We start from the raw sequence: 15019 nt of genomic DNA on the forward strand, positions 1-15019 counted from the left end.
CCAGTCCTCTTGTCATTCAATCACTTCCGGCTTTGCATCGTGCAATACATAGTTATGTCGTTTCCCCCCAAGAGGCTGCTAGCATCTGCGCATTATTGAATCCCGATCCGGCCCGATCATTCAGGTTGCCCATGCTCGTGACCACAGCACTGCCAAGGAATGCGACGCTGTCCCCGCCACTGGACACGCGGTATCAAGTCGAAACGCCCGAAGGCATCGACTTGCCACTGCGCCCGGCCGGGTTGATGGTCCGTGCGCTGGCGTTCTCCATTGACCTCGGCCTGCGCGGGTTGCTCCTCGGCGTGCTGTTCACCGTGCTGGCGTTTCTGGGCAAACTCGGCGCCGGGCTGGGCTCGATCCTGCTGTTCGGGGTCAGTTGGTGGTACATGGTGCTGTTCGAGGTGCTGAATCAGGGCCGCTCGCCGGGCAAGCAATGGATGGGGTTGCGCGTGGTGCAGGACGATGGCACGCCGGTCGGCTGGTCGGCCTCGTTGCTGCGCAACCTGCTGCGGTTTGTCGACCTGCTGCCGTTTGGTTACGTCCTCGGGGCCATCAGTTGCCTGCAACACCCGACCTTCAAGCGCCTCGGCGACCTCGCCGCCGGGACGCTGGTGATCTACCGCGAACAGCCGCTCACCCGCCCCGAAATACCCGACGCCGAACCACGTCGCACCACCTTTGCCCTGACGCTGACCGAACAGCGCGCCATCCTCGGTTTTGCCGAACGCCAGGGCGAACTCTCCCCGGCGCGGGTCAATGAACTGGCGAGCATCCTCGCCGAACCGTTGCGGGTTGCGCCGCCCCGCGCCGTGGCCGAACTCAATGGCATCGCCCGCGGCTTGTTGGGCCCCACATGAAGCAAAGCCTTTTCGAAAGTCGCCACAAGGCCGAATGGGAGCAATTCGCCCTGGTCCTCGACCGACTGGAACGAGGCAAGGACGCCTCACGCATCGCCAGCTTTTCCAAGGATTATCGCCGGCTCTGCCATCACCTGGCCCTGGCCCGGGAGCGCGGGTACAGCAGTTTTCTCGTGGATTCGCTGCAGCATCAGGTGTTGCGTGGGCATCAACAGTTTTACCGGCATCGCAGTCGGTTGGGGGCCAATGCGCTGGCGTTCATCCTCGCCGACTTCCCGCGACTGGTGCGCCAGCAGTGGCGCTTTGTGCTCGCCGCCGGCCTGATGTTTTTCGGCAGCCTGATTGGCATGGGCCTGCTGGTGTATCTGTTCCCGGGCCTGATCTACAACCTCATCCCGGCCGACCAGGTCAGCGAAATGCAAAGCATGTACGACCCGGTCGCCGGGCACCTCGGCCGTTCGGCGGAACGGGCGGCCAGCGAAGACTGGGTGATGTTCGGCTACTACATCATGCACAACATCGGCATCGCCTTTCAGACCTTCGCCAGCGGTGCGCTGCTTGGCGTGGGCAGCGCGTTTTTCCTGGTGTTCAACGGGTTGATGATCGGCGCGGTGGCCGGGCACCTGACCGACATCGGCTATGGGCAAACCTTCTGGCCCTTCGTGATCGGCCACGGTGCTTTCGAACTGACCGGCATCGTCCTGTCCGGCGCCGCAGGCCTGCAATTGGGCTGGGCCTTGATCGCACCGGGACGCCTGCCCCGGGCCGAAGCCTTGCGCCTGGCTGCGCGCCAAAGCGTGTTGCTGATTTGCGGGGTCATGCTGTTTCTGCTGCTGGCGGCGTTCGTCGAAGCCTACTGGTCCTCCATGACCGCCCCCACGCCCATGACCAAATACCTGGTCGGCGCGGCGCTGTGGCTGGTGGTGGCGCTGTATTTGCTGTTGGCCGGACGGACTCGTCATGCGCCTGAGTGACGCCACGGTGGTGATTCGCCCGCGCAATACCTGGGAAGCCATGGACCTGGGCGTGCTGCTGAGTCAACGGCATCGCGGGTTGTTGATGAGCAGTTGGGCCATCGTGACGTTGCCGATCTTCGCCCTGCTCACCCTGCTGCTGTGGGATTCGCCGTCGCTGGTGGTGATGATTTTCTGGTGGCTCAAACCGGCGTTCGATCGCCTGCCGTTGTTCATCCTGTCGAAAACCCTGTTCGGTGAAACGCCCACGCTCAAAGAGGCGTTGCGCCAATGGCCGCGACTGCTCAAGCCGCAACTAGTGGCCAGCCTGACCTGGCGCCGACTGAGCCTGAGCCGCAGCTTCCTCATGCCGGTGGTGCAACTCGAAGGCCTGAGCGGTACGGCACGCCAACAACGTTTGCACGTCCTGTTGCAACGCAATGCCGGGGCCGCGCAGTGGTTGACGATCATCGGCTCGTTCCTGGAAAGCGCGTTGTGGATCGGCTTGATGGTGCTGTTCTACCTGCTGCTGCCGCAACAGGTCGAGCTGGACTGGAACTGGCAGACCCTGATCGACGCCGCCAATCAGGACTGGCTGTGGCTGGCGCACCTGATCAACGCCTTTTACGCACTGATATTGGTGGTGTGGGAACCGATTTATGTCGCCTGCGGTTTCAGCCTCTATCTGAACCGCCGCACCGTGCTGGAGGCCTGGGACATCGAACTGGTGTTCCGCCGCATGCGTCAGCGCCTGAGCAGCGCAGCCGTCGTCCTGTTGCTGATAGTGATTGCAGGGATGCCGAGCGCGCAAAGCGTCTGGGCCACCGAGCCGGTCATTTCACCGGACACGCCGCGCCTGCTGGACCAGCCCCTGACCAGCCAGGCGTCCCGGGACAGCATCAAGGCGATCCTCGACCAGCCACCGTTCAAGAACCGGGAATCCGTCACCCGTTATCGGTTTGGCGAGGACAAACCCGACGCGAAAACCAAGGACGATGGCACCACCCCGCAATGGCTGAAGGCGCTGACCCGGCTGCTCGACGACTCGCGATTCGGCGCCCTGGCGTCGCTGATTGAAGTGGTGCTGTGGGGCATCGTGCTTGCCGGCATCGCGTTGCTGATCTGGCGCTACCGCGACTGGTTGCAGGCGTTTGTCAGCCGTCGGCCCGTGCGACGGAGCAAGGTTGAGCGCGCCGTGCCCAAGCAACTGTTCGGCCTGGACGTGCATCACGAAACCCTGCCCGCCGACGTCGCCGCCGCTGCCGAAACCCTATGGCAAACCAACCCTCGCGAAGCCCTCGGCCTGCTGTATCGCGCACTGCTCAGCCGCTTGTTGCATGACTACAAGCTGCCATTGAAAGACGCCGACACCGAAGGTCAGGTGCTGGCGCGCATCGATCAATTGCAGCAGCCGGCACTATTGGCCTTCAGCCGAACCCTGACCGGGCACTGGCAGAACATGGCCTATGGGCATCGCTTGCCGCCAGCGCCGTTGCAACAGGAACTCTGCGATGGCTGGCGTGCGCTGTTCAATCCGGGAGCCTCCCGATGAGCCGGCGCGGATGGCTGGCGCTGGGCGCGGTGTTCGCGCTGCTGTTCGGCGCGTTGTGTTTTTATCTGTACCTGAAAGCCACGCCGTATCAGGAGATCGTCGATCACGGCGCATCTCCCGAAGCGCGGGCCAATCCGTATCTGGCGGCGGAGCAGTTTCTGCGCAAACAGGGCGTCGCCGTCAGTCATGCCAACAGCCTCGACGTGCTGCCCGGCATCGACCCGCGCCAACACAGTTTGTTGCTGTTCGGCGACCGCTCGAACATGACACCGCGCCAGATCGATCAGGTGCTGAACTGGACCCGAGCTGGCGGGCGTCTGGTGTTCGTCGCCGAATCCCTGTGGGATGAAAAGACCGGCCAGAGCAACGACCTGCTGCTCGACCGGGTGCAGTTGCATCAGTCCTTGAGCAAAGACCTCAAGGACCTGCCGCCCGATCCCATCGACGACCCGTACCCGAACCTGACCAAGCTCTACCTGGAAGACGAGGACGCCCCGGCCTACTTCAGCTTCGATACGGATTTCCACCTCGATGATCCGAAAAACCTCGCCCAGGCCTGGGCCAACAGCGGCAAGGCCACCCACATGATGCAACTGGCCCACGGGCTCGGTTCGATCACCGTGGTCACCGACGCCGAGCTGTGGAAAGCCCCGGCCATCGAGCAATACGACAATGCCTGGCTGCTCTGGTATTTGAACGCCGATACCAGCGTGACCCTGCTGTACAACACCGATCACGATTCGCTGCTGACCTTGCTGCTGCGCTATTTCCCCCAGGCCCTGGGCGCCCTCGCAGCGTTGATCGGCCTCGCCTGCTGGCACTTCGGCGTGCGCCACGGGCCGCTGCTCGCACCTGTTCCACGGGCGCGCCGACAACTCCAGGAACACCTGCGCGCCAGCGCCGATTTCATGCTGCGTCATCACGGCCAGGACACCCTGCTGCAGGCCTTGCAGCAGGACGTCTTGCGCCGCGCCCGACGCCGTCATCCCGGTTTCGAACAACTGGCGGTTGCCGAACAATGGCTGGTGCTTGCGCGCCTGACCCGGCAACCCACCCGCGCCATCAGCCAGGCCCTGAGCCCGCGCCCGAAACAGCGGCTGTCCAGCGCTGAATTCAGCCGTCAGGTCGCCCACCTGCAAACCTTGAGGAATGCCCTATGAGTGACATCGAGCCCGGCACCGCCCACCACGCCGCCCAGCAACGCCAGCGCGCCAGTCAACTGGCCCAGGCCGTGCGCGGCGAATTGCAGAAAGCCGTGATCGGCCAGAACACTGTGATCGATGACGTGCTCACCGCGCTGATCGCCGGCGGCCATGTGCTGCTCGAAGGCGTGCCGGGTCTGGGCAAGACTCTGCTGGTGCGCGCCCTCGCCCGCTGCTTTGGCGGCGAATTTGCGCGCATCCAGTTCACCCCGGACCTGATGCCCAGCGACGTCACCGGGCACGCGGTGTACGACCTGCAAACCGAGCAATTCAAACTGCGCAAAGGCCCGTTGTTCACCAACCTGCTGCTGGCCGACGAGATCAACCGCGCCCCGGCCAAGACCCAGGCGGCGTTGCTTGAAGCGATGCAGGAACGCCAGGTCACCCTCGAAGGCCGGGCGTTGCCGATTGCGCAGCCATTCATGGTTCTGGCCACGCAAAACCCGATCGAACAGGAAGGCACCTACCCGCTGCCGGAAGCCGAACTCGACCGTTTCATGCTCAAGGTGCGCATGGACTACCCCGATGCCGACCAAGAGCTGGACATGGTGCGCCAGGTCAGCCGCTCGACCCGGGCCGACATGCTCGACGTGCAGCCATTGCGCACCGTGCTGCAAGCCAAGGACGTCATGGCGCTGCAACGGATCGCCAGCGATTTGCCCCTCGACGAGCAAGTGCTCGACTACGCCATCCGCCTGGCCCGCGCCACCCGCACCTGGCCTGGCCTGACCCTCGGCGCCGGCCCCCGGGCGTCCATCGCCCTGGTGCGTTGCGCGCGGGCGCGGGCGTTGTTGCGCGGCGGTGAGTTCGTGATTCCGGATGACATCAAGGGCTGTGCCCTGGCGGTGTTGCGTCATCGGGTGCGGATTGCGCCGGAGCTGGACATTGAAGGCCTGGATGTCGATCAGGTGTTGCAGCAACTGCTTGATCAGATCCCGGCGCCGCGCCTGTGAAACCCTCGCGCCTGCTGCTGATCTGGCTCTCGGTGCTGCTGGGCCTGAACATCATTCTGGGCGCACTGCGGGCGCTCGAAATCAACATTCCCGACAACCTGCCATCGATCAGTTGGGCGCTGTTGTTGGCACTGCTGACCCTGGCCGTGCTCGATATCGTGCGCCTCAAACGCCTGCCCTCGCCACGCCTGACACGACAGATGCCCGGCAGCCTCGCGCTGGGACGTTGGGGAGAGGTGCAGCTGGTGGTCGAGCATGACTTTGCCCAGCCGTTGGACGTACAGATTTTCGATCATGCCCCCGAAGGATTGCTCTTCGAACACTTGCCACAATCCCTTGAGTTGCAGCCCGGTCAACACAGCCAGCTCACCTATCGCCTGCGCCCGCTGCAACGGGGCCACTTCAGGTTCGAACAGTGCGAAATCAACCTGCCCAGCCCCTTGGGCCTGTGGTCCGACAAACGCCTGCTCAATGTGAGCGACAGCACCCGCGTCTACCCGGACTTCGCCCGTCTCTACGGCGGCGAACTGTTGGCGGTGGACAACTGGCTCAGCCAGCTCGGCGTACGTCAGCATCAACGACGGGGCCAGGGCCTTGAGTTTCATCAACTACGCGAATACCGCGAAGGCGACAGCCTGCGCCAGATCGACTGGAAAGCCACGGCCCGGCAACGCACGCCGATTGCCCGGGAATACCAGGACGAGCGCGACCAGCAGATCATCTTCATGCTCGACTGCGGCCGGCGGATGCGCAGCCACGATGGCGAACTCAGCCATTTCGACCATGCACTGAACGCCTGCCTGTTGCTCAGTTATGTGGCGTTGCGACAGGGTGATTCGGTGGGGCTGTGCACCTTTGCCGGCGAGACGCCGCTGTACCTCGCCCCGGTCAAAGGCGCGGGTCAGCTCAAGACCGTGCTCAACGCGACCTACGACCTCAACACCACCCAACGTCCCGCCGACTACCAGGCGGCCGTCAGCCAGTTAATGGCCCGGCAGAAACGCCGGGCGCTGGTGGTGCTGGTCACTAACCTGCGGGATGAAGACGACGAAGACCTGCTCAACGCCGTGAAACGCCTGGGCCAGCACCACCGGGTGCTGGTCGCCAGCCTGCGCGAAGAAGTCCTCGATCAGTTGCGCCACACGCCCGTGCAAACCCTGCCCGAAGCCTTGTTGTATTGCGGAACCGTGGATTACCTCAACGCACAGGCCGAACGCCATGAGCAACTGAGTACCCATGGCGTGCCGGTGCTGGAAGCGCTGCCCCGGGAACTCGGCAACGGTTTGGTGACGCGTTATCTGAGCTGGAAAAAGGCCGGGGCGTTTTAACGTTCATTCCCCGTCACCGTTGACTCGCGCCCCTAAATGACTGGCACAACAATCCCGCTCCGTTTCGCAGGTTCGCCGGGGTTTCTGACTTCCACGTTGAGTGATACCAAATCACCCACCATCAAAGGTCGCCAGTGCTCTATCACTTCTCCTTTTGCATCCGTCAGTGTTGACCGGTAGGCACCTCCACTCACAGACACAAACACCTCTCGCCCCGCCAACGGCTGGCCTGTGTCTGTGGCCACAATCACCGCGGTCATCCTGACAAAAACCTGAGGCGCCGCCGGATTCGGTGATGCATTCACCTCTCGGATACTGGCGTGCACCGGCAGCACCTCGACGATCACCGACGCCATCTCCCACCCATACAAGCCACCGCTCACAAAAGCCGTCACCAAGCCCTCGCCGGCTTGCTCCAGGGTGAACTCAACCGTCGCCACCCCATCCGCTCCGGTCAGGGTCGGCGCCAGCCTGACGCCCGAGTAATCCCACATCACCTCGACCCCAGCCAATGGCTCACCCGTGAACGCCGACACCACCGTCGCCATGCCCGACGCCACTTGACCCGGATAACCCGCCGGTTCTGCGCAGACCAGCGATTGAATGCTGGAGGGTTGATTGACGACATACGCCAGCGATACCGACTGCGAATATGTCTGGTCCCCGACCGTCGCCGTGAGCACTGAGGCCCCGGCGGTGGTCGGTGTGAAACGAACGCTCGCCACCCCGTAAAAATCCGTCACCGACGTCACTTCCCCCAGGTCCGGGCTACGCCAGGTCACGGTCAAACCCTTCATCGGTTTGCCACTGACTGACGACACCACTGTCACCTGTTCAACCAGCGCTTGCCCCCAGTCCAATGTCTGGGCGACACGACTGTCGATCCGCAGCTTGACCACCTGGACCCCTGACCCGAGCGACATGGCATTGGCGGGCGACAATGCCGCCAAGCGGCTGGCGGCCAGGCGCAGGGCGAACGCGCCATCCTGTACATCGCCCACCGTAAAGGACAATTGCACGCCGGCAGGGGATATCGGCAACGGGGTCCCGAGCACGTTCGTCGGGTCGAAGCGGATACCCAGCGCCGCCGGCCCGGTGCCGGTCAGCCCCAGCGTCAGTTGCTGATCAAGCAAAGGGCTGTCGTGACTGGCCATGATTTGCAGCGTGTGGTTGCCGCTGCGCCGCGGAAAGTAGGTTTTGGCGCCCCAGGGTTGCGGCGGCTGACCGTCAAAACTCACCGTTACGCCGCTCCACGGGTCGCTGGCCAGTGGCGACACCGTCGTCGCGCGCGACTCTTCGTAGCCGTCATAGGGGCTGGTCAGGACCGCCCGCACCTCTTGCGGCCCGGTACCGCTGGGCGCAAAGGCAAACCCGGACCAACCGTCGGCGTCGGTTTGCACGTCGATGGGCACAGCACCCGCCAGCCATTTCAGCGGAACATGTTCCACCGCGCGCCCGGTGTACCGGGAAAACACTTGCGCCCACAGCCAGGCCGGCTCCTGGCCCACGACCGGGTCCACCGCCGCTTCCTGCCACGTCCCAATCCGGACTCGGTTGTGCGCCAGCAGCATGTCGTTGGCTGTCGCCGTCCAGTTCATTTGCGGCAACGCCAGGGCCAGGAAAAACCGGCCCGGCGCCGGGCTGGCGGTGAAATCCAGGGACCAGCGCGCGCCGCCGTCGTCGATCACCTGGGGTTGCGCCAAGGGCGGCGTGACGCTGGCGCCCAGATCCTCGGGGGTCGCGCCCGTCCAGGACAAGGTTGCCGATAGCCCTGCCAGCGGACTCAAGGCATTGGGCAACACGCTGAAACGGTGCACGGCCCCCAGGCACGGATAGAGCGCCTGGGCGCCGGGTATCGCGGCGACCTGATCCAGCGCCAGGCTCGCCTCCTCGGCCAGGTCAGGGGCGATCAACCGTCCGAACAATTCCCGATCCGCAGTCAACCGCGGGGTGCTGAGTTTCAGCTCGAACAGACTGCTGACGCTGGTGGCCTGCACCGACGATAACGTCCACTCCAACCCCGCAGCGGTCAGCGTTCTCGGCGCTCCGATATCACTCGCCACCAACCCGATGGCCGGTGCCGCTCCGCGCCAGTTCAGCGCAATGGCCTGACCGATCAAAGTGCTACCGGCCAACGGCTCGACTTTCAGCGTGTGCGAACGCCCCCGCCAACACAGCACGCCCAACACCACCCGATCGACTTCGACGTTATCCAGCAGGATTCTGACTTCGCTCTTCCACGGACTGGTGGCCAGGGCTTTGACATTGAAGGGGTGTTCATACGCCACCGCCTCTTCATGGGCCCGCACCCGGGCGCTGACCTGCTGATCCCCGGCGTTGCGCGGCGTGTAGAAAAAACTGGCCCAACCACCGCTGCCCGTGGGGACGGTGGGCAACGTGCCCTCAGGGGTGACCCAGTCCACCAGCGCATTGACCACCGGATCGCCGTCGCCGCCGTCCCGCACATGCACCACCTGCACCCGCAACAACACGTTTTCGTTTTCATCCACCACTGGAAACTTGTTGGCCTCGCGCACCTCGCCGATGCGCACCAGATTGCGCGCCAGCGACATGGTTTTTTTCGGCGACGGCAGCAACAGTTTCGAGCACACCAGCGACAGTTCGAATCGACCGTCGAGGCGATCCTCGCTGGTCAGGGTCCATTCCAGATTGCGGCCCGTGACCGGCACCGAAGTTTCCAGCGCCGGGCTGACGGCAACGCCCAGTTGCTCGGCGGCATCACCGCTCCAGCGCAGCTGCATCTCGCTATCCAACAGCATGTGATCCGTCGGCAACCTCACTTGCAAGGCATACCCGGATCCCCGATTGGGGTAACCGGTCTTTTCCTGCCAGGGTGTCTCGGCGCCTTCGACCACCGACTGCAACGTCTTCCACGGATCGCTCGCCAATACCCGCACCGTCTGGGTGTGGGAAACCACGCCGCTGGCGTAATACAAACTCTCGACCGTCGCTTCGATGTCGAAGTCACCCGCCACCGTGGGCACATAGTCGAAGTAGGCCCAGCCATTGGCGTCGGTCAGGGCGGCACCTTTGACGCCCTGACCGGCCACGGTCCAGTTCACCGTGCGCCCGTCGAGAAACTGACCGGTGTAGTACGACGCCACCTGCACCCCCAGGCGTACGGATTGCCCATATTCCAGCACCGGGTAATACGCCGCTTCCAGCACCTCGCGAAACACCACGCGGTGGTGCCCCAGGGACACGGGAATCGAATACGGTTCGGCGGTGTACTGGTTGACCCATTGCAGCGTGAACAGGTGCGGGCCTTCGTCATCCAGCAGCGGACAGTCAAGGAGCCACGGTTCATCCAGCGGCTGATCGGCCCCCCAATCCGGTTCCGCGCGGATCGCGCCTTGCGGATTGTCTGCCAGGGTCAAGGCCGCCTGGGTACCCAGCCACGGGTGCCCCGCCACCGGCACACACTCCAGACGATGGCGCCAATTGCCGGTGGTCCCCAGGCATAACGGCAACAGGCGGCCGGCGGGCACGACTTGCTCATCCAGCTTCAGGGTTTGCAGTTGCACCGCTGGCAAATGCAGGGCCAGGTTGATGCGGGTGATACACACCTCTGCATTGCCATCTCCACCGGTCGGGCTGTGCACCGTCAAGCGAATCCGATCCTGGCTTTGCAACGGCAGGTCCAGTTCGACTTCGTACTCGATCGGAAGAAATTCCTGTGCCTGCGCACCCGCCAGACGTTCCCTATCTTGCTCCTCGTTCCGCGCAGGGCCGGGCAGCAGTTCAATCTCCATTTTTTTCTCGGGCTGATCAACCATCGCAACCACCACCCGACCCGCACCGTCGTAACGCACCTGGCACAGAAAGCTCAGTACATAGCGGTTCTCGGCGTCCGAGGCCTTGGGCACCACGATCACCTGGCTGACCGAGGCATCCAGGCTGATCCTGAGAAAACGCGTCATTTCGCCGTTGTACATTTCACTGCCAATGGCGACACCCCGCGAATTGGGGGGCTGCTTGAGCCAGCCATTGGCATAGGGCAGCAGGAAGTCACCGTTGAGTACCAGGTTCTGATTGGCCTGAATGACAGGGTTACCCATGGCTGCGCGCTCCCTTGAGGCCGGGCATTTCGTCTATGTTCACCAGGTTTTCCACCGCCAGCCGAAAGCTCGGCTCGCCGCCCTTGGCGGTGTAGCGGATGCGCACAACGACATCGGTCAAAGAGCCCAGCATCGCGCGCTGCACCTCTTTTTTCGGCCAGGGGAAATTCAATTGCCAACGGGAAACGGCACCGGTGTTTTCGAACGGATTGAGCAAGCCTTCATCGGGCCGGATCGCCATCATGCCGTTATCGGCTACCCCCGCCGACAGCGCGATCTGCTGCCCGCTGCGCAGGTTGAACTGCACATCCGCCGGGGCCACCTTGCCATCCGGGTCGTGCAGATACTCGACCGACTGGACCGTTGCCTTGGTGGCGGTCGTGCTGCCAATCTGCTGCAAGGTCCCCCGCACATCCTCGTAAGGTCCGACCAGCACCGGCAGGTCGACCTCCACCGCGTTGATCAGGCGGCAGTAGTCGCCGGGGTGTTCGCGATCGAACAGCAACTGCGTGAGCCTGAACTCCAGCACGCCGGTGTCCTGCAACCTGGCCAGCGCCTCGCTCCAGCTTTTGTGCACTGGTTGCGGGTCTTTGTCGTCGTCGAACAGCCGCCGCAGGGACACCGTCTTGACCCGCTCCAGGCGCCGCTCGAAGGTTCGCAGGTGCCGACGCTCCATGCGCAACAGGTACTCGCGCAACTGTTCACCGGCCGTCAGGCCACAACGGTTGTCGAGCCACACCTGAGGCAAGGCCGGGGTCGAATCGTAATCGCCGGTTTCAGCACTCAGTGACGACTGGGCACTCTGGCACAGGCTGACCACCGCATCGTAGGCCTGGTAGTGCAAAGCCTTGAGCTGGCCCAGCAGCCAGCCGAACAACTCGGCATTGCTCGCGCGTTTTTTCAGGAAGTTGTACACCGTCAGCGCTTGGGCATTGGCGCGCAATGTCTGGTCGAGACTGGACCGGGCCGCGTCCACCGCCAGTTGCTGCGCGGTGATCTGTTCGTCGATGGCCAGCACCTCGGCCTGGGCCTGGTTGCGTTGCAGCTCCCATTCTCGCCGGCGCAGGCGATAGGTTTCGGTGACCGCTTGTTTGTCGGCGTCTGCTTGCACCGCCGCCGAGGCGACTTCCAGGCCATAGGCCACGGCATAGAGAACGGAGCCCGGACGATGGCCGCCGTTGGCCACGCCAAAGATGTTCGGCAATGCGTCTATCGCCGCCCCCCCGGCTTGCAGCGCCGTCGACCCCACGTGCAGTTGCTTGGCCAATTGCAGGCTTTCCATCACCTGATATTCCACATCACTGACGTTTTGCTCATACCAGCGGGCATAGGTATCGGCGCGTTCCTGCACAGTGATACGACTTTGGCGCAGCGCGGCCACTGTCGCCTCCAATTGGGCGATGCTCTGCTCCTGGGCGACCTGGGCGTAGTTGCCCAATTCCACCAGATGGTTTTGCTGCAACTCTTCCTGCTCGGCCCGATCCCGTTGCTCCAGCAGGCGCAGCACCTGGCTGCCGTAGTCTTGCAGCGTCTGCACGGCCCGCAGTGCGACTTCGTACGCCACCCGCCAACGGAAGGCGCCCACGACCAGGCGTCCGCCCATCGGCCGCGGACCGCCCCCCCCGCCGGCGGCCAGGTCGCGCAGCAATTGGTTCGGATCGGTCGGCGGGCTGAACAGCGGAATATCCAGCGGTTTACCGTCCAGCGTCAGGTTACTGCGCAGGTTGAAAAGACGCCGGCCCGGCAGGTCGAACAGGTCGAGCAATTGCCCGTTGATCGGCACCTTGAACGGCCCGTTGGCCAACAAGCCGAGCAAGGGCGGCGCTTCGGCCGCTGGCGGGATGTCACCCAGGGAAACATTGAGGGTTTTCTCAAACTGTTCCAGCGCCGGGCGCGAACGGCTGTCGTCCAGCAGTTGTCCCAGCGTCCGGGTTTTCCATTGCGTCACCGTCCGCGCCACCGGCGGCTTGCCCATCAGGAACTCGGCTTGCACATAACACAGCTTGGCCGCCACCAGGCTGTCGCGGGTGAGCTGGCGGTAATACCAGTCCCCCCAGGCGATCAGGTTGTTCACGTACTCGGTGAACACCAGAATCTGAAAACGCTGGGGTGCCGAGTAACCGATGGCATCCGGGTCGACGGGCCGTTGGGTTTCACACCCCAGGTTGCCTTCGCCGTCCAGTGGACGGCAGCGCCAGTAGGGCGGTTTGTCGGTGGCTTCCGGGGGGTCGGACACCTCGGCCGGGGCACGGGGGTCGAACAGATAATGCAGCCAGTTCTGCGCTTCCTGAAAGCGATCCTCGGCCCGCAGGCGCACCGCGATCAGATGCGGAAGGTGAAAAAACAGCTCCCAGAACGACAGACCGTTGGCACCGTTGAAGGCCCCGTTGGGCTCGTCGAGGGCGGCGGAATCGGGGGGTGGCTCCACCAGGAACTGGGTATCCCAATCGAGCACGGCGTCCACCGACGCGTTGGCGCGCTGCACCAGTTCCGGGCCGAACAGCGAGTTCAGGCGTGCATGGGCCAGGGTGTCCGGCTGTTTGAAGGCAATGAATTGCGCGGCGTTGGCGGTGTTTTTTTCCAGGGCCGGGGGCACGAACCGGGGCAGGTTGGCCATCTTCAGGGTGAATTGGCTCGTGCCGTAAGACGTGGTTGTTCCCCCCAACGTGAACTGCACAGTGGCGCCAAAGCCACCCGAATTGCGCTGGATCGTTAACCAACCCGTCGCCCAGCCGCCGGCGGCGTTTCCATCCACCTGGGTCTTGAACGGATCATCACCGGCAGCGGGGTTAAGCAACTCCAACGTAAACTTGGCAGGCGCCGTAGGCAACGAAGTGGGCTTGCACACCCCTCTGACCACCAATCGGTCCTTGCCATCGCCGTTATCGCTGAGAAACAACACCTGCAAGCCGTAATAGTTGGTCAATGAACCAGGAGCAGTGACTTTGGCGGTGACCTCCGGTTGATTGTCTGCAAACAGCGGATGCTGCACGGTCAAGGTATTGGTGAAGCGATAAAGCGCCAGATGAGTCAGCCAACGGCCGTCATCCTCCGGAACGGGGCGCATCAACACATCACGGGTCACGAACACGTCAAAGTCGATGTAGTCACATACCAACATGACGCCCAATACGCCTTTGGGATGATTTTCATCGGCGGAGATCGTAGCGATTAGCCGCGCATTAATGCTCAAGTCCTGATCAGGCTCAGTGGTATACAGATTCAACGGTGCCGACCATTGGCCGTTCTGCATCATGAACGCCAGGTTGATCTCGAGTCTGTACGGCAAAAGCACCTCGATCTCCCTGTCGACTATTTTGCAAACCCTGTCACGCCACTGCGCCCACACCACACACAACCGCCCGTTCCAGAACACCGGGCGAATATCCAGCACCCGATCCCCCGTACCGATCTCCACGGGCAACCATTCCCCCCACGCCACCGGGTTGATGGCCTTGCAGCCGGGCACCAATTCAATCTCGGCCTTGCGCCAGAAATACTGGAACGGCGGCACCCGCTGACGGCCGATAAAGTAATAGTCGGCGCGGGTGGGCTCAGCACCGTCCATGTAGCTGCTGATCACATCCAGGTTGCAGGTCTGTTCGAACCCTTGCAGGTAGTTCTGCAAGGCCCGCTGCACCGAATCGCTGTTGAGTCGGGTCTGGTTCAGATCGTTTTCCAGGGTCTTGAACAACCCGGTCTTGCGCTGGCGCACAAAGGGGTTGATGAAGTTCTCCGGGTAAATCCCGATCTGGGTCACCGCCGCCCAGTCCGGGTAGTTGTTGTACAACTCCCAGAGCTTGAGATCCTGCGAATTGAAGGTCGCTTTTTTATAACCCGGTTCCAGCTTGCGGTAGGCCGCATGGATGAACTGTTGGGCGCAACTGGTCGCCTCGGCCACCCAGGAACTCTGCACCGGATAGCTGTCGAGCGGGTCCAGGCGCAGCAGTTCGAACAGGTCCTCCGGGGTCCTCAGAAAGTTGAATTTGCCGGTGCCGGTCTTGCCCACTTGCCCGATGCAGTACTCGACCAGGGCCAAACGACGTTCTTCAAGCAGACCACCAATATTGTGCTGTGCCATGCTTCTTGCTCCTA

At 63.1% G+C, this 15019-nt stretch carries 8 protein-coding genes; 6 read left to right on the forward strand and 2 right to left on the reverse strand.

All coding sequences use genetic code 11. The annotated features are described in order from the left end of the window. Positions 1-131 precede the first annotated feature (131 nt). From FQ192_RS06820 to FQ192_RS06845, 6 genes are read left to right on the forward strand one after another with little or no spacing between them, the layout of a single operon-like run. A complete protein-coding gene (locus FQ192_RS06820) occupies positions 132-857 on the forward strand; it encodes an RDD family protein (RefSeq protein WP_149657911.1) in 726 nt (241 codons plus the stop codon). Then, on the forward strand, positions 854-1831 hold the full coding sequence (locus FQ192_RS06825) for a stage II sporulation protein M (protein ID WP_149657912.1): 978 nt from the start codon (positions 854-856) through the stop codon (positions 1829-1831). The genes FQ192_RS06820 and FQ192_RS06825 overlap by 4 nt, the downstream gene beginning before the upstream one ends. Further along, a complete protein-coding gene (locus FQ192_RS06830) occupies positions 1818-3362 on the forward strand; it encodes a DUF4129 domain-containing protein (RefSeq protein WP_149657913.1) in 1545 nt (514 codons plus the stop codon). Before FQ192_RS06825 ends, FQ192_RS06830 begins: the two co-directional genes overlap by 14 nt. Next, on the forward strand, positions 3359-4522 hold the full coding sequence (locus FQ192_RS06835; RefSeq protein WP_149657914.1) for a DUF4350 domain-containing protein: 1164 nt from the start codon (positions 3359-3361) through the stop codon (positions 4520-4522). The genes FQ192_RS06830 and FQ192_RS06835 overlap by 4 nt, the downstream gene beginning before the upstream one ends. After that, positions 4519-5517, forward strand: coding sequence for a MoxR family ATPase (locus tag FQ192_RS06840; protein ID WP_149657915.1), 999 nt, complete (start codon positions 4519-4521; stop codon positions 5515-5517). The genes FQ192_RS06835 and FQ192_RS06840 overlap by 4 nt, the downstream gene beginning before the upstream one ends. Next, positions 5514-6845 (forward strand): DUF58 domain-containing protein, encoded by a 1332-nt coding sequence (locus FQ192_RS06845; RefSeq protein WP_149657916.1) that lies wholly within the window; start codon positions 5514-5516, stop codon positions 6843-6845. The genes FQ192_RS06840 and FQ192_RS06845 overlap by 4 nt, the downstream gene beginning before the upstream one ends. Positions 6846-6877: 32 nt before the next feature. On the opposite strand, the gene FQ192_RS06850 is transcribed toward FQ192_RS06845, so the two are convergent. Both FQ192_RS06850 and FQ192_RS06855 read right to left on the reverse strand, forming a co-directional pair. Beyond that, the gene (locus FQ192_RS06850) at positions 6878-10924 is read right to left on the reverse strand and encodes a hypothetical protein (RefSeq protein ID WP_149657917.1); all 4047 of its coding nucleotides are present in this window, start codon (positions 10922-10924) and stop codon (positions 6878-6880) included. Next, positions 10917-15005, reverse strand: a complete 4089-nt coding sequence (locus tag FQ192_RS06855; RefSeq protein ID WP_149657918.1) for a neuraminidase-like domain-containing protein — start codon at positions 15003-15005, stop codon at positions 10917-10919. Before FQ192_RS06855 ends, FQ192_RS06850 begins: the two co-directional genes overlap by 8 nt. Between the last annotated feature and the right edge of the window lie 14 nt (positions 15006-15019).

Origin of the sequence: Pseudomonas sp. ANT_J12, assembly GCF_008370045.1 — a bacterium.
GTDB lineage: Bacteria > Pseudomonadota > Gammaproteobacteria > Pseudomonadales > Pseudomonadaceae > Aquipseudomonas.